Below are 24,245 nucleotides of genomic sequence, written 5' to 3' on the forward strand. Positions count from 1 at the left end.
TGCGCCAGGGCCACAGCCGGACGACGACGGGGACGCCAATGGAATACGTGCGCTGGCACTGGCCGGCGATGCACCCGGGGGAGGGAGCGGGGATGGACGACAGGACACTTCTGCGTCACTGCGCGGGGGTGGTTGAACAGGTCGAGATCCCCGCGCCGTACGACACGAATGCCTTGTGCGACGCCCTCGAACAGATCAGGCAACGGGAAATCTCGCTGGTGCCCATGGCCATGCCGACTCGGCCTGGCAGCCCCTGCGGGCTCTGGGTCGCCACAGACGACGTTGACTACATCCTGTACCAGAAGCACACCAGCAGGGCTCATCAGGCTCACATCGTCCGCCACGAGGGCGGCCACATGCTCCTCGGACACAATTCCGTCCCCGCTCAGGAACACGAGGTCACCCAGCTCCTGATGCCCAACTTGAACCCAGCACTGGTCCAAACCGTCCTCGGGCGCACGGTGTACACCTCGGTGGAAGAGCGCGGAGCGGAGATCGTGGCGTCGCTTCTGCCCATGCACGCTCGCAGGGCCGCGGCTCAGGCCACCCGCCGCCGCCCGCTTTCCGAGGGTGAGCAGAGGCTGGTGAACCATCTTGAACGATCACTTGAGCGCAACGCGGGGGGATTCTAGGTGCTCCACAACGTCGTCTATGGCATCTTGTCAGTCGTCACCTGGGGCGCCTTCTTCTACAAGGCCAAGGACCTCATCAAGGACTGGCGGAACCCGGAACTACGGCTGCTGAGTCTGGCCATCGCCTCCTTTGCCGCTCCCTTCGTTCTCGCCGCCCCCTGGCTCTATGTGCGGCTCGACGCTCTCTTCGGCTACCACAACCTAGTGACCCTTCCGGTCTACCTGTCCGTGGCGACCTGCCTCTCGTCCTTCCTGGCGCTGCTGGTCAGTTGGTCCTCCGCCCAGTCAAAGGTTCGGCTTCGGCACAGGCTCATCGTCGGGTATGCGGTCATTTCAGTCATCGCCATGGTCGTCCTCTTCCTGATGGGCGATGTGAGCGATGCCGAGCACCCGGTGGACTTCGACGCCTACTACGCGCACACCCCGTACATATCAGAGTTCCTCCTCGTGTACGCGCTGCTGTTCGCGGTCAGCATGTCCGCGTTGATGCGCCTGTGCTGGCGGTACTCCAAGGCGGTGGACAAGCCCTGGCTCCGCCGGGGTCTTCGTGTGGTCGCGGTGGGAGCGGGCTTCGGCCTTGGTTACGCAGTACCGAAGATGGTCTCCCTGCGTTGGGAGACTCATCTCACGGACATTGTCAACAGCTATGTGGCCCCCATGTCGGCCAGCATCTCAGCAGGCCTGTTCGCCGTCGGGTTCACCATGCCGGCCTGGGGTGTAGGGCTTGACCGCGCACGCCAGTTCATCGCCGATGCCAGGGCTTACCGCACCCTCCACCCGCTGTGGAGCGCGGTTGCCCAAGCGTTTCCGCAAATTGTGCTGATCGAGCCGCCAACCGCCCGTAAGGAACACTGGAGCGCCCGCAACTTGCACCGGCTGTTCGGTCGTCTGGTCATCGAGGTCCGTGACGGACGCATGGCCCTGCGTTCACACCGCGACCCCGAAGTTCAACACACTGGGAGAGACTTGAAGTTCCTAGTCAGTCGCCAGGTCACTGAAATCCGCGATGGGCAACTCCTCCTCCTTCCCTATTACCAGCCGCAGATCGCTGCCGAGGCTCGAACCCGCGCGAAGGCGGCTGGGCTAAGCGTCACCGATGAAGAGGCCGTTGTAGAGGCCGCTCAGATCGCGGCCGCATTGCAGGCGCTGGTCTCCGGGCGCACGCTGCCCGAGGCAGCAGTCGAAGCTCCTCACGATCCTGCTGACGGGGACATCGAAGAGGAGCAGGCGTGGCTCACTCGCGTCGCGCGGGCCTACCACTCCTCCCCCATCGTCAAGGACTATCAGCCCGTCGCAGACGGCCAGCCAACGGACTCTGTTGCGGCATGAAGACGTCCAACTTGTTCAGCGAAGCCCTTATGACGGACCCCCATGAGGGCTTCAGGCATCTGCGCGCCGCCGGGGCCGTCCATGAGAGTGTCACCCCGGACGGCGAGGCAGTGTGGGTCGTCACGCGCTATGCGGAAGCGCGGGACGCGCTTGCCGACTCACGGCTGTCGCTGAATAAAGCCAACGCGCGTACACGAGGCGAGTACCAGTCGTCCATGCCTCCGGAACTCGACGCTCATCTTCTCAACATGGACGCCCCTGATCACACGCGCCTTCGCCGCCTAGTCTCAAGGGCTTTCACGCCACGGCGAGTAGAAGCGCTACGGCCCCACATCCAGAGGCACGTGGACGATCTCCTCGACGCAGCACAAGGTCCTGAGGTCGACCTGATTGCCGCTCTGGCCGAACCGCTGCCTATGGGTGTGATTTGCGACCTACTTGGCATCCCCGCGGGTGACAGGAGCGACTTTCGCGCCTGGACCAGTTCGCTCATGTCCCCGCGTCCTGGCGCCGCGTCCGAGTCGCGAGCCGCCATGAAAAACATGTACCAGTTCCTCGCAAGCATCCTGGAGGACAAGCGACGCCACCCGACAGATGACCTCCTGTCCGACCTCCTTGAGTCCCACGACGAGCACGACCGGCTCACCGCAGCCGAACTCGTCTCGCTCAGCTTCCTCCTCCTCTTCGCCGGCTACGACAACGCCGTACACCTGATCGGGAACGGCGTCCTAGGCCTGCTTCTGTATCCCGACCACCTGAAGAGTCTGGCCGACGGGCACCTTCCATCGCGCCTCGTCATCGAAGAGACACTGCGCTGGAACCCGCCCTCCGCGCTTGGAGTGCGGCGTTTCGCTCTCCAGGACGTCACGATCGGCGGGACCGACATCCCTACCGGGGGACGTGTCTGGATTGCGCTGATCTCCGCGAACCGTGACGAAGCCCAATTCGAAGCTCCGGACGTCTTCAACCCACATCGCAACCCGGGTCATCTCAGCTTCGGGCATGGTGCTCACTACTGCCTTGGGGCGTCCCTGGCGCGTCTTGAGGCAGAGATCGCCCTCACCACTCTCGTGCACAGGCGACCCGACCTGACCCTGGCCGTGCAGCCGGACGAGCTCAGGTGGTGGCCGTCATTCCACAAGCGAGGACTGCAGGAACTACCTGCCCGCTGGTAGCTGCCCCTCCGACATTTGGCGCGTACGTGCGGCTCGACAGGTTCGCTGGCAGATCCCTTGCAGAACGAAGGGCTCAGGGGTGAGGCGGGTCCGTCGGTGGACGACCGGAAGGGACCGGCCCTTGAGGCCGGTCCCTTCCGCGTGAGAGGCGTCGGTGGTCAGGCGCGTCCGAGTGCTCGGCTGATCCAGCCGGCGTCGCGCCACTGGTCTGTGTTGAGGGTGCCGCGGGCGTCGATGACCTGGCAGTCCGGTGGACGAGGCGCTTGGGATCGATGCGGGTGAACTGAGGCCACTCGGTCAGGTGCAGGAGGAGGTCGGCGTCCTGGACGGCGGCGATCGAGTCTTCGATGTAGTCGAGTTGGGGGTGGAGCTTGCGGGCGTTGTCGAGGGCTTTGGGGTCGGTGACGGTGACAGTGGCGCCGAAGTCGTGCAGGGCCTGGGCGACTGCGAGGGCGGGAGAGTCGCGGATGTCGTCGGTCTCGGGCTTGAAGGCGGCGCCCCGGACGGTGATCCGCTTGCCGCGCAGGTCAGGGCCGAGTTCCTCGCGGGCGAGATCGACGACGCGCTGTCGGCGGCGGGTGTTGACGGCGTCGGCTTCGCGGAGGATCCCGACGGCCTGGCCGGCGTCGAGCTCGTCGGCGCGGGTGATGAAGCCACGCAGGTCCTTGGGCAGGCAGCCTCCGCCGAAGCCGAAGCCGAAGCCGAGGCCGGGCCGCATGCTGCGGCGGCCGATGCGGATGTCGTGGCCGAGGGCGTCGGCGAGCTCGGCGACAACCGACTACTCGCATACCTCCGTCGCCAACTGGTGCCGGCGCGGAATGACCCCGAAGTGGCCGGTGCCCAAGCTGATCGCCGCCGCCCTCGGCGAACGCTTCGGCCGACCGGTGACACTGGCAGAGATCGGCATGGCGGAGGCGGAGACACCGGACGCGAATGTGGGGTTGGATTTCCCGCGAGACCGTGCCGAGGCGGTCCAAGTGGCCACTTCGTTCTTGAGTTCCGTGAACCGCCGTGACTTCCTGACCGGATCCGGCTTCGGCGTGTCCGCCTTCACCACCCCCATGACCCGCTGGCTGGTCACCCCCGCCGACGAGGCCGCCGCCCACACCGGCGGCAAGCAGGTCGGCCGGGCCGACCTCGACGAACTCCGCGACGCGGCCGACGACGCCCGCCGCTGGGATTCCAAATACGGCGGCGGGAACTGGAAGGCCAACTCCGTCACCACCTGCCTGACCGAACGGGCCGCCCCACTGCTGCGGGGCTCCTTCACCGACGCCGTCGGCCGCGAGCTGTTCTCCGTGACCGCGGAACTGTCCCGCCTCGCGGGGTGGACGGCGTTCGACGTCGGCCAGCACGACATCGCCCAGCGGCACTTAATCCAGGCCCTCCGCTTGGCCCGCGCGGGCGGGGACGTGCAGCTGGGCTGCTTTGTGCTGACCACGATAGCGATGCAGTCCCTGCTGCGGGGCTTCGCCTCCGAGGCCGTCGACATGGCCCAGGGCGCCTTCGAGCGGGCCAAGGGCCAGTCTGCCCCCAGAGTGCTGGCGTTCACCAAGCTGATCGAGGCCCGGGCCCATGCCCGTGACAGGGACTCCAGGGCCGCCTCCCTGGCCCTGGCCGCCTCCGAGGACCTCCTGAGTCAGGCGGAGGGTTCCAGCGGCTTGGAGCCCGCCTGGATCGACTTCTATCACCATGCCCGCCGTCCGCGGACGCCGCCGAGGTCTTCCGCGACCTCAAGAACCCCAAGGCCGCCCTGGCCTGGAACCAGCAGGCCGCAGCCATGCCCACCGGGGTGTTCACCCGCTCGGTCGGGATGCGGCTGGCAATCGTGGGGACCGCCCACCTCCAGGCCCGCGACCTCGAGCAGGGCCTGGAGCTCGGCAACCGGTCCGTCGACATCCTCGGCCGGGTCCAGTCCTCCCGGGCAAAGGACTACGTCCGTGAATTCAACACCGCCCTCGCCCCCTGGCGCAGGGAGCCGACCGTCCGCGAGTACCTCCACCGCACCCGCACCGAACTCGGCATCGCCGCCTAAGCCGGTACTTCCCCCTCCTCGAGGAGGGGGAAGTACCGGCGGACGTTGTCCGGTCGTGTCCGACCTCTTCGTGCACCATCGCGTACGGACTTGTGTGATCAGCCGTCTGTTCGAACCGGTGGCGCGTCAGTGTCCTGGGCCGGGATGACGGCTGAGCGCCGGCTGCTGTCGGGCTTCCTCTTCAGCGCGAGGTTCTCGTAGTGGAGACTGGCGGTCACCGTGGCCAGCACGTCCAACTTGCCCCGGGTCTCGGTGACCTGGGCCTTGGTCTCCCGCAGCTACTTGCGGAGCTCGGCGATCGTCTCGTCTCGCTGCACTTCGCCCGTGTGCGGAGGACTGGGCGCGCGACCTTGGCGTCCCACTCGGCCAGGACGGCCTCGGCCCGGTGGACGGTCGCGTGGCTGACCTTCGCCTCCCGGGCCAGGTTCTCCTTGGTCAGGGCCCCGTCGGTGTGCTGAGAAAGAAGTAGTCCATCTGAGACATCAAGAGGCACACGAAGCTAACGCTCTTTGAGCCGTCGAGCTCGTCCAGGCACGAGGGCCGATCGTCGCCCAGGCGCGTTAGCAGGACCGGCGGTCCGACATTGGAGGTGAGGCGCGCAGTCCGGGCACTGACCTTGCGCCTCACCGCCTGACGGCTGCTGACCAACTCCTGGCCTGAGCCTGGAGCCGTCTGGCCCTCTGAGCCTTACTCACCCGCCATGATCTTTCTACCGTCCGCTTCCGGAACTTCCGGATGCTGGTGTAGGGGGAATTTCACGTACTGCGATATATATCGGACTTGGTGAGCCAGCACGAGAAAGGTGCCATGGACCCCGACTACCACGTCATCAGTGGGCTAGACCCCTGATCACAAGCGATCCTTGTGTCGCGCGGCCACATCGCTGCCGCCCGATCTGCTCCTGACCTGCGAGGTCTCTCAGGTGAAGGGTTCGTAAGGGCGCCTCGACTCGTGACGATGTGTCGACATTCATTCAGGAAAATTTCAAGTTGGTACACATCAACGCTTGACCGTTATTTCTGCAGGTCAGACCTGCACTGGCCGTAACTTTGCCTCTGTGACAAGAGGTCGACGGGCTCCACCGGAAGTTGAACTTCCTGGTCAGGTCCCAATGACGTCAGGTACTGATCAGTTCTCAGGCTGTTACGAGGTATGACGGGCACAACCTCCGCACCGCCACAGGATCTAGTGTCAGGGGGTTGCATTCGATGTCCGTCGGCCAGCTGGCTTCCTCTCAACACAGCGCCGTCGAGCGGACTTACGGGGTTCTGCGTGCCATGATCCGGCTTGGGCACGGCCCACATCAGCCACGAGACATCGTGGAGGTATGTGGTCTGCCGCGCCGGCTGGTGTACCGACGCCTGCAGCAGCTCATTGAGGCTGGTCTCGTCCGCCGTTCCCCCGGTCTGTACGGCCACTACGAACTGGTGCCACTCGCTCTGCACATCCATCGTGGGCAGAGCCTGATCGCGCCGGTCTCAGGCGCTGCCGAGGTCCAGAGCGTTCTGGAGTCCCTCCACGCGGAAACCGGCGAAGTGGTCATGTTCCACGCGTTCTTGTCGCTCGGCGCGACCCGGGTCTGCACAGACCTGGTGGGCGAGTCCCTGGCGCTTCGCCGCGCCGTCTTGCGCGATCCTGCCGGGGCTTCCGCACTGCGAGAGGCGCCACTCCACTCGGATGCGCCCGGCCGCGTCATCCTGGCTCACATGGCTGGGCCCGATGCCGACCAGCCCGAGTTCAAGGTGATCCGGCAGACCGGTATTGCACGGTCTGCCGCACCGCTACCGGGCTGGAACTGGGTCTCTGCCGCGGTCCCTCCCCAGTCTGGAACGACCCCTGAGGCTGTGAGCCCCATCAGCGGTGCGGTCAGCCTCTTGGTGCCCGCGAACAGCCCGCGGAACGTTTCCTACGGGCGGCTTCTGCGTGAGGCCATCCAGTCCCTTGGTCCGGTCTCCCCTCAAAGTCACCTGGAGCTGGTGTGCGCATGAGTCGACTGATATCTGGGCTCGGCTTCCAGACCTGCCCGTTAATGCCCCTGGGGCTAGGCAACGAGATGTCCCCGTCTGGTGCGGGGTTCACGGGATTCATCCACGTGGTCGTTGGGAGGTGTTGCATGTAACCGCTGCGTGGCGGCGGGCGTTTGCGAGACGCTCATGCCGCCGGCCTGCACCTCACTTCGGTGTTGCGAGCACCTCTTGTGAGATCGCAGACCCCGTGCAATCGCCCGGTTTGCCGACCGTGCGAGTCCTGATGTCCGGGTGCGAACCGGACTAACAGGCGAACATCACCTCAAATGCAGTACGCGCCCGGCGGGGCTTCGTGCTGCCCTGATCCCGACTCGAATCAGGTGAACATCACTATGCAGCAGAGTGCTGCCCCTTGTCACCCTTTCCCTGCCCAACTTCATGAAATCCAGCGGGCAACTGGGACGCCAGGTGTCACAGTTCCCCCGACCAGCCTTGATCACGGCATCGCTGAGCCTTCCCAGTGGCTCGCGCAGAGTCCCTGTCGAGATGCCCGCTCGCCCTACTCGTGGATGCAGGCCGTTCTGTGGGCCCGGACCGCGCGTCTCCACCCCCGCTTCAACGACCTCACCGTGCAACTTGCCGCAGTACTCGCCGAGCTGACTCCTTGCCGACCCGGCGTGGAGTACCTGATGCGCCGACTGAACCGCTCACGTCGCTGCGTCCAATACCACCTCAACTGCCTTCGAGAGACCGGTCTGCTGGTCTATGTCGTCAAGGGGACCCGTCGGCGAGGAATGTCTCCCTTGGCGTCGGAGTTCCGCTGGTCCATCCCTCCTGCCTTCGATCACGCAGTAGGTGTCATGACGACGGGCCGCGGGTTCGAGCGGCGTGTGACCGGCTGCTCGGAGCCTGGTCGCGAGCTCCTGGGCAAGCTGGGAACGAAGGCAAAGCGCTGGCTCCGTCGTCGCCGCAGGCCGTGCACCCCAATGGGAGGTACTACTGGAAGATCTTCTTCTGCGGGACTTACTAGTAGCCCTCTGAAGGGAGCCAGCCCCACAGCACCCAAGAACTCTTCACGCTCCTCGGGCTCTCCCGTGCGCCGACGATTCCGACTGGCAGCTCAGCTCATCGAGCGCATCCCTTGGCTCCACCGTGCCCCTCTCCCCCGCGTCGCCTGGGTTGTCGGTGAGGTTGCAGATGCCGGCTGGACGGTCGACGAGGTCATGGCGTGGCTCAATCTCCAGGCCCCGCCGGAACGCGTTACGCGCCCTTCCGGATTCCTCGCCCGTCGGCTGCAGGGCGCCACTGTCATCTGGCCGACGGAGGCCGGTCGCCGGGGTGCCGTCGAGGCCGATCGCGACTCTGCAAGGTCCAGGCGCAACCGTCAGGCCGACTACGGCTTCCTGAGCGACAGACAGCACCTGCCGAGCACCCTCGTGTCACTCGTTGCCGACGGCATTCGCCGCGGCCGTGCCAAGCTCGTCCTGCAGCAGACCCATCGCGGGTTGGACGTACTCGACCCTGCGGCCCCCCGGTCCCCGGACCTGAGCCTTCCGGTCCCCGAAGGTGACTGGGACGCCACCGCTCTTGCGTTCGAGGCGGCACTGGCAACCACCAGCGGAGCAGGGGTCTCATGACTGGCACCGCGGCCTCGCCACTTGCCCTCGGGAACGACGCAGCCTCGCAGTCCATCGCAGGCTTGACAGAAGCACCGGACCATGAGCCGAGCACCGCCTCCACCAGCGGCCCCGATCTGGCCCGAATAGCGTTGCGTCAATGGGCTGCCGCCTCCCGGTCTGCTCCCCCAGCCGCTACGCGCAGGCGACCTCCGCGTTCGTCGCAAGCCGATAGCGGACGTGACCCCGTCGGACTGGGCGTCGCCGTGGGTGCCCTGGCAACCAGCCACGGCTGGCTGGACGACCTCGCTGGCGAGCGGGTCCGGGATCTCTGGGCAGAGCTCTTCCCCGCGCTCCAGGAGCACGCCGTTGCTGCCGGCTTCGACACAGATGAGCGCCTTCTCGTACTGCAGCCCCTGACCCGGGCGGCTGCGGCACACATTCGACTTCATGAGCGGCAGTTGCTTTCAGTTCTCGCCGACGCCTCGGGTGATCAGGTGCGAGGCCTGAAGGTGCTTTCGCCGGACGTGCGGGCGGCGTCCAGTGTGGAGCCGTCCCTGTCAGGGTTGGTTCCTGAGGCACTGCGCACCCCTGCGGCTGCGCCCGTGCGGCGGCCAGGTTCCGAGGAGTACCGCCGCACCCGGGAAGCACTGCGTGCTCTACGTCTGCCTCAGGTGGCCGAAGAGAGTGAGGGAGCTGATCCATTCGCTGCGACACGCAATACGCTCCGGGCGCCCGAGCCGGCGGAGCCGCCTCAGCCGAGCGTAGAGGTGCTGCGGCGGCGGCAGGCGGAACGGACGCATCGACTCGCTCTGGCCCGTGCCCGGGCCGAGCGCCAGGAGAAGAACATGGCCACGTGATGCCGCTTTACGGGGCGCTGCGGCGTCTGTATCCCCCGATTAGGCTTCGCACGGCCTTCAGCGCCTCCGCCGCTTCGGGTGAGTGCGCAGGCGCTTGGCCGTTCTCCTCGGCGGCTCGGTCGATCTCCTCCACGGCGAACCGGAGATGGGTGATGATGCTGGCCTCGCAGGTTGGGCTCACTGGTTCTTCGAGTAGGTCCGCCAGGTCATCGAGCCATTCAACGGCATCCTCGTCAGTGGTCAGTGCGGCCCGGTGGAGGAGGAGTTCGGCGGAGGTTCGGCGGACCCGTTCGTAGTTCCGCTGGACCCAGTTGCTGCGGCTGTCCTCTTCGGCGGCCTCCCCTCTCTCGTGTGCCCTCAGTACGTGTGGTGCTCGCAGGGCCGAGGGTCCAAGCTCCACGGCGACCTGAAGTCGTTGCTTCCGTTGGACCGTGCCGTTCTTCGTGGTGATTCCGAGTGGATCCCCCAACTGCCTCCACGTGGCTCCGGCTTCGTTTCCGTCCTGAAGCGCAGCCAGTTCCTCGCGATCGAGTAGGAGGCGAAGCTGTTGGATGAGGACCAGGCGGTCAATGGCCTCTGCACGCCGGGCAAGGCGCGGGAGGGCCCTCTTATGGTTGCGTGCGAAGATCACGACAGCTAGTTCGGCTCCTGGGGCCTCGGGATCTGGGAACTCGTCCCGGCGGGGATTGTCGGCTGTCGTGTGCCGCTTCTCGAACCGTGCCATGATGCGCCTGGTGTCCGCGGGCGTAGGCCGAAGCGGCTTGGGGGGCCTCTTTTGCTCCATGAGGGTCCTAGAGAATGGGCAACACTCTGTTGCCGGGGGGCTCTGGTTGGCCCGTCAATCTTCTCCCACTCTTCTCTTTCCCACACGATAAAGCGGCAGGTCATACGCGCCTTTCGTGGCCACGCTCGTGTGGAGCTGGGGCATATCTCCGTCGCCCACCGCCGGTGTTCCACGAAGGCAGACGCTCGCCTCGCCAGCGAATTTCGCCGGCGAAACCAACCTCCCTCACACCAGCCAAGAGGGCGAGCATCGCATCTTGTCTATATGTGGCGAAACCGCATGAAAGGGCTCCTTTGCTGCTTCACAAGGTTGGCGCGTGATGAGACCGGAGTTTCGTTGACGAAACTCACCCTCGCCTGCATGGCGGGAGCCTTTGCGTTGACCAGCCTCAGTGTCCTGTCTCAGCGAACCGAGTCGTCCGCCGATTCGTCTCATCGAATCCAGTCGTCGCAGGGCCGACGCCCCTCAATGAGTGTCTTCGCTCCAGGGCATCGGTCTCATCGAGGTTCACCCGTCCTGGGCAGCATCTCTGGGGCGTCTGGCTTCGTAGAGACAGGACAGTCAACGACAGGCACTAGAAGGCCTCTCGAAGGCACTTCTCTTCGGCGCCGCGGTTGCAGGCTACTGCGCTGGGTCGGTAGGAGGTCGATTCAGTCCATGACCAGGACCTGGTCCAGCCTGCGGCCCGACGGCATCTAGCGAGGCCTGCACAGCCACCGTCAGCGGAAGCATCGACGTAGTACTGCTAGCGGAGAGCAGTGTGGACCGGTGGAGGGAGAACGGATGGCAATGATGGCCCAGGGCAGCCCAAGATGGATTCGCCCCTGTAGCCAGGGCAGGCCAGCAGCGTAGGTATCGAGGAGGCACGTCACACACCCGCGGACACTTACCCTGGCGGTCGGCCACCCGGCGGAGCATTCGTTCAAGCCTGCGACCGATAAGAGCAGCTTCGTCAATGAAGCCTTGATGGACCTCGGACGCTGTTGTCCGTCCCTCCCCCGGGATCCCTATGAGCGTAGGCGTTGAGGCGCTACGGGCGTTACGGATCCAACCCGGTTGTAGTTTCGTCGGCGAAACCAACGGGCGCGTGTCAGTAACCCCCTGCCGCACTTGTGCTGTCCCACCTCAGAATCCAGTCGCATCCGAAGGGTCGACTGACGGTGACAACCTCGTTGAGACAGCGGCTACCTGAGCGAGCCAGGGAAGCGAGCGTCTGCGCTGCGCTCCGCACCTGGTTTCGTCAACGAAACCCGCAGTGCCGGAATGCGTGTCTGACCTGAGCTCGTAAGACCGTTATGTGAAGCTCTGCGATGCGGAGCCAGGGCAGTCTGCCGCCGACGTCGTGATCAACACGCTATGGTGCTGGCGATCCGCATCACGTCGAGTTTGGAGTCTGGATGCCACGCGACAGGAACAAGAGCAGGACCCCAGCAGCGCCCCCGCCCCCACCGCCAGCAGCGGCTTCGGCGGGAGCAGCGGGCGCGGGCAATCCCTCCATGGCTCCTCGCGGCCAGTTCAACCGACGACAGGAAGGCCAGCGCTTCCTCACCCCCCTCCAGTCGATTGCCCCCAACCCTCGCAACCTACGTGAGGAGTGGGAGTACCAGACTGAGGAATTTGAAGAGTTCTCGAACAACGTTGAGAACACCGAACTGATTCAGGACCCTGCGGTCTGCTCAGTCGACGCCTTCGTCGCGAAGTACCCGGAGCACGCGAACGACTTCGGTCCGACAGTGGAGTGGGTCCTCTTGGCTGGTGAGCGGCGCTACAGGGCGCTGCTTGGCAAGAAGGCCCTCACGGAGAGCGTGCCTGTCGTGCTGCGCGACAGACTCCTGGAGAAGGGGGATTTTGTCCTTCTCAGCGAGAACAACTTCCGGAAGGGTTGGGACCCGATTCAGGAGGCCATGCTTCTGGATCGGATCCGGCGGGAGGAAGGCCTTACCTACGACGAGATCTTGGAGAAGCTCGGCGGAGAGCAGAGTGCTATCAAGCGGCGTTCTGACATCTCCAAGCGCATGAAGCTCCTTGAGCTGCAGGACGGCCCCCTGCGGCGCGCGATCCGTCAGGGCAAGATCGGCTTGGAGCCGGCATACACGTTGGTCAGCCGCTTGAAGGAGCCCGAGCTGATCGAGCAGGGCTGGGCCTTGATGCAAGAGGACGAGGTCACGGCGAAGGTTGCCTGTGACTCCCTGCTGGGCAAGACGCGGGTGCCCGCCCAGGACGCGAGTGATGCCGACTCGAACACGGGGACCTCGGACCTGGCACATGAGCTGCCTGAAGGGGGTCCCACTGCACCAGCCTCTGGTGACGATGGTGGGATTCCGGAGAAGGTTGCCGAGCAGCAGGATGAGGCCGTACCGGGCGGTGGTGAGGGACAGGAGGCAGGGAATCCCGAGGCCACGCCGACACCGCACGACTCTCTCGAACCCGCTGTCTCCGCACGGGGTTCCGACGAGGCGACTGTCGGTACCAGCGACGTCAAGGTGCCGGCTCAGCAGAGCTCTGGCTCCGATCTCTCGCCTGCCCAGGCTTCCTCCGCACCAGCAGGATCCGAGAGGTCCACGGAGAGGGCTGATTCGAGCGATGGGCCCGATGTCAACGCTCGGCTGCTGGCGTGCACGAAGGTGTTGTCTTCTGCCACATGGACGATGCCGGATGCCGCCATGCGAAGGGTCGCTGTGCACGCGCTTGTAGAGGCACCGCGGCAGGCATTTGACCTTGCTGTGCAAATTGCGGAGCGGGTCGGGCTGACGGACGGCAGCCGATTCAGGTATGTTGCAGCTCTTGAAGCGGCAGACGACGGCGGCGTCTTTACCATGGCGTACGCGGTCGCGCTCGCAACCGACGAGCTGCACTTGCGCAGCGTCGGGGATCGCCTTGACGCCCGTGCCGCCGGCTACCTGAAGCACCTTCACGACGGTGCTGGTTACGACATCACGGGATACCAGTCAGCCCTTGAGGCAATTTCGTCAACGAAACTTTGAGCTCTGGAGCCTCCGTGACTCAACCGTCCCGCCCATCGATCACCCTGCCCCTGCAGCTCCCACTCACTCGGCGTCTGTACCCGGACGGTCCGCTCGTTGTGGACTATGCCAACGAGGGAGGTGGAACGAGGAAGACCACTGGCATCGTGAACACTGCGGTCAGCCTTGGCAACATGGGGCTCAAGGTGGGTATCGCTGACTGTGACCAGACGATGGCAGCCTCTACTTACCTCGGATACGGCGTCACCAACAGGAAGTACTACCCTCAGCGCACTGAGCTGATCTATTCGCGTCTGGCGCAGATGCCCAACATCTATAGCGTCCTCACGGGTGAATGCGACCTCAAGGAAGCCATGGTTCCTGCGCGCACCCGAGTCGTTCCCGTCACGCGGGGCGAGGAGGGCGAATTCCTGGATGACGAGCGCTGGGACACCGACAAGTGCTTCGAAGCCATCCCCAACGTCAGCTTGATCCTGGGATCTCGTGACATGGCAATCGCCTCTGAAGACATTCGCAATGCTGGCCGTCCTGGCTCGCGCTCGAAGGCGGGGCTCCACTGGCTTCGGAGGTCCATCGAGGCACTGCCCACGGGCACTCTCGATGTCCTCCTGATCGACAGCCGGGGAACCTTCGACACCCTCGAGCTCACTGAGCTTGGTGCATCCGACTACGTCGTCGGCTGTGTCAAGCCAGACACCAAGGACGACGACACCCTGCACGGGCTGAAGGCGCTGATCAGTACGGCACAGGAGCAGTTTGAGTTCTCAGGCGGGGCTGCCGACCTGCGCTACATCCTCTTCAACGGATACGTGAAGAACCGCGGCAAGTTCTACGTCGAGATGTACGAGGAGCTCAAGGCCTTCTATGGCGACATGCTCCTGCCCTACGTCTCTGAGAACGTGCAAGTAGCGGAGAGCGTCAAGGAGCAGGAGCCCGTCCACTACTACATGCAGGGGCAGGATCCGCTGATCATGGAGCAGTTCGACGCGATCGGCGCGGTCATCGCACGCGATCTGCGTCTTGCTGCATAGGAGTTTCGTCGGCGAAACCCCCCCGGGGATGTACTGGGCCTGCACCGATCCCACGTCGGGCAGGCCCAGCAGGCTTTTCGGAACACCCTGGGCCACCTGCTGTCTGCACGTTCATTCGCGGCGGCCCGTAACGCTGTCCGTGAGCCAGCCGACGTAGACGGAGCCCCATACGTGCCCTGCTTGCACTTCACAAAGGCACTATGTGCTCGCGAATACTCTGGCCGCGCCGGGAGACCCAGGCAGGTCTTGACAGACCGCCGAAGCAAGTCTCCTCAGAGTTCTAAGAAGCGAGGCCTGCAGTCCCTCGCGCATCGGGCACCTCTGCATCAGGTCCTGTCCGAGACCTCGGTTGAGTTTCTGACTCGGCCCAGTGAGGCGGGACACAAGCCTGTCCCTGCATCTGCGACGGGCGCCTGCGCACTGTCGCGCTCAATTCACAAAAGCACGAAGTGCCCGCACCTGGCTAGCCGGGGAGGTCAGCGCCGGTGCCCGGCGTCTCACGCTCGTAGCGCGCGACCCATTCTTTGCGGTAGCGCCTCAAGCTCTCGGCGCTCATGGGGCGCCCTTTCTGCCCCGTGATGCCGTGCTCTTCGAAAAGGAACTTCGACAACTGGGGCATGCTGGGGTACTTCCCGGACTGGTCTGTGAGTCCAGCGAAGACGGCGTAGATGGCCTCGGCCCGAGTAGCGCCCGTGCCGGCGATGATGCTGCTGCTTCGAGGTGCTTCAGGTTGGGGCCATGCCCTCGGCTTCGGTTCCGGCTCGGGTTCCGGCTCGGGTTCCGGCTCCCGCTCGGGCCCAGGTTCGGGCCGTGCCCTCGGCTCCTGTTCCGGCTCGCGCTCCGGCAGCAGCCCCAGCTCGTGCTCCGGCGCGGGCTGCGGCCTCACTTCGGGCGCTGGCATGAAGGAAAAGACACCAGCCTCGAGCGTGGTGGGCGGGGGATCCACTGCCACCCTGGTCGCAAAAGACGACGTTTCGCCGAGCTCGGAAACCTGGGGACCAAGGGCCGTGACGTGACCAGAGGTCGGGGATGGCTTCAGCGGCCGAGTGTCTATCCGACGTCGAGGGCGGCCTGTGTCCTGCCGCGTGCTGACGGCAGGCTCAGGCCCCGCCATCACAGGAAGCCGACCAAACGCCGGGGACCGGGCAGGGCGTTCCAGCGGGGCCGAGGGAACAGTCTTGGGCTTCGCCGATTCGCCGCGGTGTGGGAGTGGCACACCGAGGGCTGCTAGACGGAGGGGGAGGAGTTCCTCGATTGGCGCCTTGAAGCGCCACCACAGGCCGTGCCGACGCTTGAGTTTGGCGATGTAGACGAGTCGGTCCTGCTCCTCCTTCAGGGCCGCCTGGTAGGAGCGGCGGTTCCACAGCTGCATTCCGCGCCAGAGCTTGAACGTGGGCACGGGGGAGAGAAGCCAGCGGGCCAGGCGGATGCTTTCGATGTGTCTTGCGTCGGTGATGTCGGCCAGTCTGCCGACGGCATGGCGGGCTGCTTCCACCGACACCGTGAAAATCAGTGGGAGAACTGCGTGCATCGCGGTCCCCAGCGGATCCGGCCATAGGACGGCGGCGTTGAAAGCGATGGTCGCGCCGGTCAGCAGCCATGCGCTGTAGCGCAGCAGGGGGAAGGGACAACGAAGCCAGGTTAGGAGGACGTCCAGTGCAAGGACGACGAGGATTCCGCAATCGATGCCGATGGGGAACACGATCGAGAACGTGCCGAAGCCCTTGTCGTCCGCGAGATGGTGAACTGCACTGTAGGAGCCGACGAATGCGATGCCGGCGACAAGCAGGGCACCCACAACCACGACTGCGATGAGACAGCGTTGGAGGGGAGTGGGTGATATCTGCTTGTCCACAGGTAGGTGTCCCCTTGCGATGAGGCCGACCCGGGCCGAGACGCAGCTGAAGGGGTACTCCAATGCCGAGTTCTCGGGCGTCCGTGACGTACGGCAGCGGTGATCGTTGACCGAAGTCTAGGCCGGGCGTGAGCTGGACCGGGTAGTGCTGGACGAGGGTCACCCACGCTGGGAGGACAGGTGCATCGGGGCGGGTGATGTCGGCGCATGCCTGGGGCTTCGGGGGCGCCTTGAGGCTATCTGCCTGACCTGCGGATATGTTGTGAGGCGGTCACTAATCTGCTCATCTGCGGCGTGTCGGGTGGGGCGTGTTTGACCACGGTGCTGGGACTGGAGTTAAGTGTGGTCGCAACTCCGGTGGTCGAGGCTCGTCCACTCGGGGCCGCGGCCCGCCTGTCTGCGGGCTGGTGAGGGGTTCCCCGAAGTCGTTTCTGGGAGCCGGGTGGCTTTTCGAGTACCAGGGATAGTTGATGATCGATGTGGCGGCGCTGCGGCAGCCCCGGTCGCAGCACTGGGTTGCCGCGCAATCCGGCGTCAGTCGGCAGACTCTTCGGAATCTCTCTCGGATCGGCCTGTTGCCGCCGGCACGGCAGCTCACTGGCGCTGACGTGGTGGTGGCGCGATGCGCTCATGCTCTTGGCGCTACGCGCTCGACCAATCGCCGCGCTCAGGCTGGTGAGTGGACCGCGGCAGCACAGGAGCGGGATCGAAAGTTGATCGAGACGGTGCGGCGCCTGCTGAACTCAGGCGAGTTCGATGCCCGGACCACGATCGTCGTGCATTCCGACAAGTGCGAGGCGACCGCCGCTCTTGAGGCGGTTTCCGAGTGGATGCACACCGGGGAGGCTGTCGAGCATCTGGTGCTGCTGCCGTTGGGGAAGTGGGCGCTTGCGGTTCCGGGTGCTGCGGACGAGGCAGCGAGCGAGGGGGTGCTCGTGGCATGAGAAAAGGCACCCCCATCTGCCGGAAACAGTGAGGGTGCCTACGCAGGCTGGGCCTCCGCTTGGTGCCTTCGAGGTTACCAGCCAGATCACGGACTGACCGGTTCGCCAGGTCGACCTTCTGTCCTTCTCTCTTTCGTCGAACACTCAAGAGCTGGTGATCATGACGGCAACCCATTTCATCCAGTGGGACTGCAGGCCGGCTGCGAGCCGCCCCCGGTTCCCGGGCACGGCAGGACTCTCACTTCGATGAGGGCTGCCAACTCCATCGACATCGCCCGCTGGTGCGCGCGCCAGGGTTGGCCTGTACATCCGCTGCAGCCCATGGGAAAGATCCCGATGCCAGGGTGCCCCCGCTGCCGCATCAGTCATCCCGATCACGTTCCTCACTCGGTGGAGGAGTGTGGCTGTCTGAGGCGGGGACTTTGGTGTCACGGCTTTCATGCGGCGACGCGAGAACCCTCGCTGATCGACCGGTGGTGGGGCGGAAGCCCGCATATGGGCGTTGGAATCTCCACTGGGCCTGCTGAGCTCCTAGTGGTTGACCTCGACTGTCACGCGGCCACACCGCCTTCGGAACTCTCATGTCTGTTGCCTGCCTTCTCCGTACCCGAAGAAATGCTCAGGTCTATCCGCAACGGGCTCGATGCCTTCCGTGTGCTGAGCCGGGCTCTCGACGGCGAGGACTTCACTGACGGGGAGCGCACGCTGGCCGTACGTACGCCGAGCGGCGGGATGCATCTGTACTTTCGCGCACCTCGGCAGACGACGTGGCGGTGCTCGACAGGCGGCAACCTCAAGGGGGTAGCGCTGGGGTGGCAGTTGGACGTACGCGCCCACGGCGGCTACATCATCGCGCCGGGCACCCAGGTCGCTGCCGGAAGCTACGAGCCGGTGGGATCTTGCCGTCGGCCTGCTCGGCTGCCCGGGTGGCTAGCGGGCGCGCTTGAGAAAACCGGGCATCTTCTCACGGCCAGGCCTCCGGCGCAGAGACGCTCTCAGGTTCCCAACCGGGCACGGATGGCCACCACTTCCCCTGCGACAAGTTCCGCATGGGCGGCGAAGGTTACAGCGACGGCCTTGAGCGACGTGGCAGACTGCGCATCACTCAGTGAGGGCAGTGGCTGGAACGCCAAGGTGAACCGGGCCGCTTATACCCTCGGCGGGCTCGTAGCTGCGGGGTTCATCGCCAGCCAGACCGAGGCCGAGGCCGCCCTCTTGCAGGCCGCTCTCCACGCCCGTCCAGGGCGCGAGCGGCAGGCACGCAGCATCATCCAATCCGGACTGGTCGCGGGACAGCGCCAGCCCCTCACTCCGAAAGACCGCTGATGAGCACCACGAGCAGTTCTGTGCCGACGAGTCGGGCTCCGGAGTCCTACAGCGCCACCGCTTCGGCTCAGGCGCTCATCGGGGCCGGAGAGCCCGCCGAGTGCGCGCCCACCGAAGTTCTTCTCCCGTCCTCGCTGACGGACTGGGGCATGGCTCACCTGTTCCTCAAGGTGTTCGGTGACGAGTACCGCTACGTTCCCGAACACGGCTGGTACAAGTGGGCCGGCCACCGCTGGCAGCTCGATGCCAAGTCAAAGGCCATTCAGAACTCGGTTTTTCAGCTGGCCGAGCGAATGCCCTATCCCGACCCTCGACAGAACTCCTCGGTTCGATTCCCCGACAGAGAGCTGCAGAAGCACAAGAAGAAGTCACTGAGCATCTCTGGCGTGCGGGCACTCATTCAGACCGCAGAGAGCCTGCCCGACCTCCAGCTCGAGTCCGATGAGCTCGACGCCGATCCGTACGCACTGTGCACGCCGGCGGGCATTGTCAACCTGCGCACGGGCGGACTCCTCGAGCCGAGCCGGGATCAGGCCCACACACGCTCCACCACGGTGGGACCTCGGCGGATGCCAACTCCGATCTGGGACAAATTCCTCATCGACACGTTCGGCGACGATGCAGAAGGCCGCGAGATGATCGCGTATCTGCAGCGGCTCTGCGGCTACAGCATCTCCGGCGATGTCGACGCGCAGATCATGCCCTTCTTGTTCGGTGAGGGGCAGAACGGCAAGTCCGTGCTGGTTGCCGTTCTACTGGCTCTGTTGGGCGACTACGCAGATACGGCTCCGCCGAACTTCTTGATGGCCCCCCTGTATCCCGACCACCCGACGGAGATGGCGGACCTGCAGGGGCGTCGGCTGGTCTTCTGCAGCGAGATCGACCCGGGCGCCAAGTTCGACGAGGCGAAGCTGAAGCTCCTCACAGGCGGAGATCAAATCAAGGCCCGGAGGATGCGGCAGAACTTCTTCACCTTCAGCCCGACCCACAAGCTCTGGCTCATCGGTAATCACCGGCCGACGGTGGAAACCGGCGGTTTCTCCTTCTGGCGCAGGATGAGGATCATCCTGTTCGCGCGGACGGTCAGGGATGAGGACGTAGTGGAGAACCTCGCGGCCAAGATGGTGACCAACGAGGGACCGGGCATTCTCCAGTGGCTCGTCGACGGGGCCGTGGCCTACTTCGACAGCGATGACCGCAAGCTGGCTGGCCCGGACTCCGTGCGGCTGGCTACGCAGGACTACGAGGAGAGTGAGGACAGCGTCGGCCAGTTTGTCCGCGAGTGCTGTGTGGTGGGCCCGCACACAACCTATAGGGCCGAGCAGGCTCAGCTGCGACGGGCATACGAGGCTTGGTGCGCCAACGCAGGCATGCGCCCCGTTCCTGTCCGTGAGTTCGGCAACGCCATCAGGCGCCAGGCCAAGATGAAGAGCGCGAAGGACATGGTCAAGAGCAACGGGCGGCGGCACTACGTGGGTATTGGTCTCATTGAGGAGTCCCAAGACCAGTCCAAGACGGCAGGGGCACAGTGATGAGCCAGGGACAGAAGTCCTGCTTCGGGTCACGAGCGAAAAACTCCTGGTCAGAGGCTCTCGGGCCACCAGGACAGGGACACACAGGGACACACTTCCGCTATATGTCTCCGTTCTGGAGTGTCTTCCTGTTCACCCGACAAGCTAGAGAATCTGTCCCTAAGAGTCCCTGTGAGTCCCTCAATGCCTGCTGATATGCCGTCTGACCTGGTGTTTTCTGAGCAGGGACAGAGTCTTACGTCCAGGGGCACACCGAGTGCCTCCACTCTGCCTGTTCCCAAGCCCCGTGATCACGCCGTGACCGAGGAAGGGGTCTCGTCGATGTCCGAAACCTTGGCACAAAAGATCGCCGACGAGGTGGAGATCGTTTGGGTTGAGGGGGAGGAGGCTGTCATGGCGCGCTACGACTACGTGCGTCAGGACCTGGTCAAGACACCGACGAGGCGTGGGGTGCCGCGGATCACCTGGGATGCTCGGATCGTCGGTTACGCCAACCTCAAGACGGATGCGGAGCCCCCGGCTGTTCTGGGTTCTGGCCGCTGGGAACGGCGGGTGTTCTACGTGAAGCCGCAGGACCGCAGTGAGGGGGAGGCTGATGGTGAGCGGGTGAGGTACCAGGGGTCGACGCCGACGGAAGCTGTCGACCCACGGACGGTGAAGCCGAGGGTGGTGGGGACCCTGACGGACCGCGCCCGAGGCAGGTCCGTGTCGCCGGAAAATACGTCTCCGCCGGCGGAGAGGGCACCAGCCCAGTCGGCGGAGGAGAACGGCATGCTCTTCTGAGCTGGAGTGCCCACGCTCCAGGCTTTTCCTGTGCCGGTTGCTGGAAACTCTGTCCCTGTCTGCCCCTGAAGACGGCAGAAGACTAGAGGCACCAGGTATCTGACCTGCGCTTTTTGAGAAGCGGGTGGGCAGGGACAGTGTCCCTGCCCACCGGCAATGACGGCCCCGAAGTGGTGCTTACGGAGGTTGCTCAGCTGCGGGCCCGAGGCTGCAGCATCACCCGGGGCCGGTTTCACAAGGTGCGCACCACAGCGACGACCTTTCCCAGGATCGTTGCCTGGTCCGCTCGGATAGGAGTGAAGGCGTCGTTCTCCGGTATCAGCCACGCGCTCTCACCGTCCACCTTGAGGCGCTTCACGGTGGCCTCGCTGTCGAGCATCGCGGCGACGATTTCGCCGTTCTCTGCCGTCGGCTGAACCCGGATGACGACCTGGTCCCCACTGGTGATGTGCGCACCAATCATCGAGTCGCCGGTGACCGTGAGGGCGAAGAGGTCGCCGTGTCCGACGAGTTGGCGGGGTAGCGGCAGTCGGGCGTCCACGTGCTGCTCTGCGGTGATCGGCGTGCCGGCGGCGATGCGGCCTATGAGAGGGACCTCAGTCGTGGCCGCAGCGCGTTCGGCCTCTGCTGCCCGGGCGGTCAGTTGGGCGTCGCTGGGGTCGGGCTCGGGTGCGTGAACTGGGACGTAGCAGCGCGGCCGGTGCGGGTCGCGGCGCAGCAGGCCCTTCTTCTCCAGGGTCATGAGTTGGTGGGCCACTGATGAGGTGCTTGCGAGGCCGGTGGCCTGGCCGATCTCCCTCATCGACGGGGGGTAGCCGCGCTGCTGGACTGAATCGGTGATGCAGGCGATGACGTCCCGCTGTCGTTGGGTGAGGCCGTCTGTTCCTGTGCGGATTCCTGGCGGCCGCCCGATGCTCTTCTGGTTGGTGATGGCCCCCATGCGGCCCCCTCCGTTCAGGTGCTTGGGGCAACGGTAACCCGCCTGGAGACCATCTCGCACTGGTATTCGATCATTGAGTTTTGGCTGTTCTCTGAGGTCAGGACGTCAGAGTCGGCGGTGCAGCGACGGCCTCGGGGATGGTAAGGACGAACCAAACGCCAAGCTGGGGGTCGGTTCCCCACGCCGTCGCCAGCGCGTCGACGAGGACCAGTCCCCGCCCGGATTCAGCGGTGGGCTGCGGGCACGGCCGGCGTTGTCCGGGGGGCAGATCGCCGGTCTGGCCGGTGATGGAGAATCGGATGGCGCGTCCGCTGGCGGCCAGGGTGAGCGTCAGAACCGGTGCCTCGCCATGCACGAGGGCATTGGTCGCGATTTCGGTGATAAGTAATTTGGCGTCGCTCTCCACTGCGTCGTAGGCGTGGGGGTCCGGGAGGCAGGCCTGGAGCAGATCCGCCCCTGCGGAGCGCAGCGCGCTGATCTGGGCGGTTTCGGCAGGCCGGGAGACTGAGCTTCGCCGCGTCCATCGGTGCTGGGGGTTGGGGTGTCCCGCTTGCGTAACCGGGCTGCTGATCTGGTGCGAGAACCTGGGCACAGGCTGTCCTTACTGCCGAAGAAGGCCTTCGTTGGGCAGGGGCCATGGAGGGATCAGGTAGTTTCGGATTTGCGGCGGGACGGTGGGGCCCCTCGAGCGGGTGTGGTCTGAAGAGTTGCTCAACGACCGAGGCCCCGCTCACCAAGAAGTGGTGGCGGGGCCGGTAAGGCGGTGAGGCTCAGCGCAGGCGGAGCAGCCGCTGCATGGCTCTGCGCAGAGACGGGGCCGCTGCCCCTGGGGGCGGGCGCCAGTCGCGCACTCTGCACTCAGGGTGGAGGTTGCGCAGCTGCAGCCCGGGCGGGATGCCGTCGTAGGGCAGCCACAAACACTCGTCGACGTCGAGTGGGTCGGTACGGTCCAAGTCGGGCAGGTTGTAGAAGGCGGTCATGCGCAGCGGCCGGCCGTCCTCATTCTTGCGGTGCCGACGGTGGACGGGCCGCAGGACGGCTTCCACCTCGATCTTGTCTCGGGCCTTGGTCAGGATGTCCTGGGCCTCCAGGACGGTGTTTGCCTGGAATCTGGTGTAGCCTTCCGTGGCCTCGCGGGCCGAGACGGGCCCTTCCCTCTCCAAGTCGCTAAAGACGAAATAGATCAACATGCGCAGCGGGCGGCGGAGAGCCTCGTCGTCGCGGGCGTTGACGAGGTGCCGTTCGTGGAGTGCGCCGTCGATCTCGCTGACCGCCTGGCGGATGATCCCGCGTGCGGCACCGACGGTGTCCGCAGTGAGCTTCTGGTACATCAGGTCCCTCCTCGAGCGTCGCGGTTGGTTTGGAGTGGTGGCTTCGTCAGCCGGGCTCCGGCGGCGAGAGCAAAGCCGTTGCGGAGAAGGTGCCGACTCGGTGAGACGTAGAGGGTCCTTCGTGCTGCAGTGGCTGCCCCGGGGCAGGGAGAAGCCTCCCGATGTGTCCAAGCGGGGCCGGCTTGCCCGAGGGGTGGTCTCTACGATCGGCGCCTTCGGCTGAGGAGGGCAGTATGTCCCTCCAGGGACAGTGCAGCGTCTTTGCCTCTGGGCAGGACAATCCATCCGTCGGTGGCCAAGCGCTCCAGTGCTGCCATCGCACAGCCCGTTCCCGATGCCGGCTCAGCGAAGCTGCTGACGCTATGACCGCTTGTTGTCGCTGTGACACCCCCCTCCTGGACCAGGAGCAGGAGGCGGAGTTGGGTGGGGGTCAGCCGCTCGGCGCGCCGAGCAGTGGCGTGGGCGTGCTCTTGGACCTCGTGCATGTGCTGGTCAAACAGCTCGAGGTGGGCGCTGCGCTGCCAGCGTTTGTTGTTGTGCCAGCGCCCGCAGGAGCACGTGGCCGTCACTAACTGTGTAGGGAAGCCAAGCAGGCTGCTGGACTGCCCAGCGGGCGTGATCTGCAGCTGGTGGGCGGTTACATCGACCAGGGGGTCGTCAAAGTAGTAGGTCATGGCCTTTGGCGGGTCAGGCGAGCGTGTAGAGCTCACGGATTCAGCAGGTACTCGGTTGCAGCGCGCGGACACGCCGTGGGCAGGCAGGGAAGGCCCTGCTCGTGATCGACCGTGTTCAGGAGGTGGGTGAGGACCGAGTCGTTGGGGATCAGGTGCTGCTGGAACCGTCCGCACTCGCACAGGCTGATGAGGTGGAGCTCGACCGCCTGTGGCGCTTGAGCCCCACCGCTGAAGTGGAGCCAGGTATGAACGCCGAGAGTGAGGACAGCTTTGCTTCCGGCCCCGGGCGGCTCATGCAGGGCTTCGCCGAACGGCGGCTCGCTCGCGGGCGCGGACGGCATCACCACGAACCAGTCCTGCGCAGTCACGAGCCGCCCGAGCGTGGCCGGGTGGTGCACCTGGATGTATGCGTGCGCTTGGGCGGCGGGGGACGGGCCAGATCCGTTT

The 24,245-nt window shown here is 65.2% G+C and carries 18 protein-coding genes and 1 pseudogene; 12 read left to right on the plus strand and 7 right to left on the minus strand.

What is annotated here, in order from left to right; translation table 11 throughout:
* Positions 1-92 precede the first annotated feature (92 nt).
* The 3 genes from ACWC0C_RS19140 to ACWC0C_RS19150 are packed head-to-tail and all read left to right on the plus strand — an operon-like array spanning position 93 to position 3,136.
* Positions 93-632 carry a hypothetical protein gene (locus ACWC0C_RS19140; RefSeq protein WP_450864941.1) on the plus strand — a complete coding sequence of 180 codons (540 nt, stop codon included), beginning with the start codon at positions 93-95 and terminating at the stop codon, positions 630-632.
* Complete coding sequence (locus tag ACWC0C_RS19145) at positions 633-1,961, plus strand: MAB_1171c family putative transporter (RefSeq protein WP_450864942.1); 1,329 nt, start codon at positions 633-635, stop codon at positions 1,959-1,961.
* The gene (locus tag ACWC0C_RS19150) at positions 1,958-3,136 is read left to right on the plus strand and encodes a cytochrome P450 family protein (RefSeq protein WP_450864943.1); all 1,179 of its coding nucleotides are present in this window, start codon (positions 1,958-1,960) and stop codon (positions 3,134-3,136) included. The genes ACWC0C_RS19145 and ACWC0C_RS19150 overlap by 4 nt, the downstream gene beginning before the upstream one ends.
* Positions 3,137-3,209: 73 nt before the next feature.
* Here ACWC0C_RS19150 and ACWC0C_RS19155 read toward each other — a convergent pair whose 3' ends face one another.
* Complete coding sequence (locus tag ACWC0C_RS19155) at positions 3,210-3,854, minus strand: UDP binding domain-containing protein (RefSeq protein ID WP_450864944.1); 645 nt, start codon at positions 3,852-3,854, stop codon at positions 3,210-3,212.
* A 1,062-nt stretch (positions 3,855-4,916) separates the two neighbouring features.
* Here ACWC0C_RS19155 and ACWC0C_RS19160 point away from each other — a divergent pair.
* Both ACWC0C_RS19160 and ACWC0C_RS19165 read left to right on the plus strand, forming a co-directional pair.
* Positions 4,917-5,171 carry a hypothetical protein gene (locus ACWC0C_RS19160; RefSeq protein ID WP_450864945.1) on the plus strand — a complete coding sequence of 85 codons (255 nt, stop codon included), beginning with the start codon at positions 4,917-4,919 and terminating at the stop codon, positions 5,169-5,171.
* Positions 5,172-6,379: 1,208 nt separating this feature from the next.
* Positions 6,380-7,159 carry a helix-turn-helix domain-containing protein gene (locus tag ACWC0C_RS19165; RefSeq protein WP_450864946.1) on the plus strand — a complete coding sequence of 260 codons (780 nt, stop codon included), beginning with the start codon at positions 6,380-6,382 and terminating at the stop codon, positions 7,157-7,159.
* A gap of 2,462 nt (positions 7,160-9,621) precedes the next feature.
* On the opposite strand, the gene ACWC0C_RS19170 is transcribed toward ACWC0C_RS19165, so the two are convergent.
* Complete coding sequence (locus ACWC0C_RS19170; protein ID WP_450864947.1) at positions 9,622-10,338, minus strand: hypothetical protein; 717 nt, start codon at positions 10,336-10,338, stop codon at positions 9,622-9,624.
* 1,556 nt (positions 10,339-11,894) lie between these two features.
* On the opposite strand from ACWC0C_RS19170, the gene ACWC0C_RS19175 reads away from it, so the two are divergent.
* Both ACWC0C_RS19175 and ACWC0C_RS19180 read left to right on the plus strand, forming a co-directional pair.
* Positions 11,895-13,382 (plus strand): ParB/RepB/Spo0J family partition protein, encoded by a 1,488-nt coding sequence (locus tag ACWC0C_RS19175; protein ID WP_450864948.1) that lies wholly within the window; start codon positions 11,895-11,897, stop codon positions 13,380-13,382.
* 98 nt (positions 13,383-13,480) lie between these two features.
* On the plus strand, positions 13,481-14,413 hold the full coding sequence (locus ACWC0C_RS19180) for a ParA family protein (protein WP_450864949.1): 933 nt from the start codon (positions 13,481-13,483) through the stop codon (positions 14,411-14,413).
* Positions 14,414-14,876: 463 nt separating this feature from the next.
* Here ACWC0C_RS19180 and ACWC0C_RS19185 read toward each other — a convergent pair whose 3' ends face one another.
* Positions 14,877-16,268, minus strand: a complete 1,392-nt coding sequence (locus ACWC0C_RS19185; protein WP_450864950.1) for a DUF2637 domain-containing protein — start codon at positions 16,266-16,268, stop codon at positions 14,877-14,879.
* A 470-nt stretch (positions 16,269-16,738) separates the two neighbouring features.
* On the opposite strand from ACWC0C_RS19185, the gene ACWC0C_RS19190 reads away from it, so the two are divergent.
* The 5 genes and pseudogenes from ACWC0C_RS19190 (at position 16,739) to ACWC0C_RS19210 (ending at position 20,853) form a co-directional block, all read left to right on the plus strand.
* Positions 16,739-17,212, plus strand: coding sequence for a hypothetical protein (locus ACWC0C_RS19190; protein WP_450864951.1), 474 nt, complete (start codon positions 16,739-16,741; stop codon positions 17,210-17,212).
* 246 nt (positions 17,213-17,458) lie between these two features.
* Positions 17,459-18,130 (plus strand): annotated as a pseudogene (locus ACWC0C_RS19195) (bifunctional DNA primase/polymerase); the annotation flags it as partial.
* A gap of 159 nt (positions 18,131-18,289) precedes the next feature.
* Positions 18,290-18,538 carry a hypothetical protein gene (locus ACWC0C_RS19200; protein ID WP_450865107.1) on the plus strand — a complete coding sequence of 83 codons (249 nt, stop codon included), beginning with the start codon at positions 18,290-18,292 and terminating at the stop codon, positions 18,536-18,538.
* Positions 18,538-20,070, plus strand: a complete 1,533-nt coding sequence (locus tag ACWC0C_RS19205; RefSeq protein ID WP_450864952.1) for a DNA primase family protein — start codon at positions 18,538-18,540, stop codon at positions 20,068-20,070. The genes ACWC0C_RS19200 and ACWC0C_RS19205 overlap by 1 nt, the downstream gene beginning before the upstream one ends.
* Before the next feature lie 297 nt (positions 20,071-20,367).
* Positions 20,368-20,853 carry a DUF6009 family protein gene (locus ACWC0C_RS19210; RefSeq protein ID WP_450864953.1) on the plus strand — a complete coding sequence of 162 codons (486 nt, stop codon included), beginning with the start codon at positions 20,368-20,370 and terminating at the stop codon, positions 20,851-20,853.
* A 232-nt stretch (positions 20,854-21,085) separates the two neighbouring features.
* Here ACWC0C_RS19210 and lexA read toward each other — a convergent pair whose 3' ends face one another.
* The 4 genes from lexA to ACWC0C_RS19230 form a co-directional block, all read right to left on the minus strand.
* Complete coding sequence (gene lexA, locus ACWC0C_RS19215; RefSeq protein WP_450864954.1) at positions 21,086-21,793, minus strand: transcriptional repressor LexA; 708 nt, start codon at positions 21,791-21,793, stop codon at positions 21,086-21,088.
* A gap of 97 nt (positions 21,794-21,890) precedes the next feature.
* Entirely contained in the window at positions 21,891-22,199 is a 309-nt protein-coding gene (locus ACWC0C_RS19220; protein ID WP_450864955.1) for an ATP-binding protein, read from the minus strand.
* Between the two features lie 364 nt (positions 22,200-22,563).
* Complete coding sequence (locus ACWC0C_RS19225) at positions 22,564-23,124, minus strand: hypothetical protein (protein WP_450864956.1); 561 nt, start codon at positions 23,122-23,124, stop codon at positions 22,564-22,566.
* A gap of 706 nt (positions 23,125-23,830) precedes the next feature.
* On the minus strand, positions 23,831-24,196 hold the full coding sequence (locus tag ACWC0C_RS19230) for a hypothetical protein (protein ID WP_450864957.1): 366 nt from the start codon (positions 24,194-24,196) through the stop codon (positions 23,831-23,833).
* Between the last annotated feature and the right edge of the window lie 49 nt (positions 24,197-24,245).

It is taken from the genome of Streptomyces sp. NPDC001709 (assembly GCF_053596375.1).

Coding starts and splice junctions, on each gene's coding strand:
- ACWC0C_RS19140 (WP_450864941.1), top strand. CDS start 93: ATGGACGACAGGACACTTCTGCGTCACTGCGCGGGGGTGGTTGAACAG.
- ACWC0C_RS19150 (WP_450864943.1), top strand. CDS start 1,958: ATGAAGACGTCCAACTTGTTCAGCGAAGCCCTTATGACGGACCCCCAT.
- ACWC0C_RS19155 (WP_450864944.1), bottom strand. CDS start 3,854: ATGCGGCCCGGCCTCGGCTTCGGCTTCGGCTTCGGCGGAGGCTGCCTG.
- ACWC0C_RS19160 (WP_450864945.1), top strand. CDS start 4,917: ATGCCCACCGGGGTGTTCACCCGCTCGGTCGGGATGCGGCTGGCAATC.
- ACWC0C_RS19165 (WP_450864946.1), top strand. CDS start 6,380: ATGTCCGTCGGCCAGCTGGCTTCCTCTCAACACAGCGCCGTCGAGCGG.
- ACWC0C_RS19170 (WP_450864947.1), bottom strand. CDS start 10,338: ATGGCACGGTTCGAGAAGCGGCACACGACAGCCGACAATCCCCGCCGG.
- ACWC0C_RS19175 (WP_450864948.1), top strand. CDS start 11,895: ATGGCTCCTCGCGGCCAGTTCAACCGACGACAGGAAGGCCAGCGCTTC.
- ACWC0C_RS19190 (WP_450864951.1), top strand. CDS start 16,739: ATGATCGATGTGGCGGCGCTGCGGCAGCCCCGGTCGCAGCACTGGGTT.
- ACWC0C_RS19205 (WP_450864952.1), top strand. CDS start 18,538: ATGAGCACCACGAGCAGTTCTGTGCCGACGAGTCGGGCTCCGGAGTCC.
- lexA (WP_450864954.1), bottom strand. CDS start 21,793: ATGGGGGCCATCACCAACCAGAAGAGCATCGGGCGGCCGCCAGGAATC.
- ACWC0C_RS19225 (WP_450864956.1), bottom strand. CDS start 23,124: ATGTACCAGAAGCTCACTGCGGACACCGTCGGTGCCGCACGCGGGATC.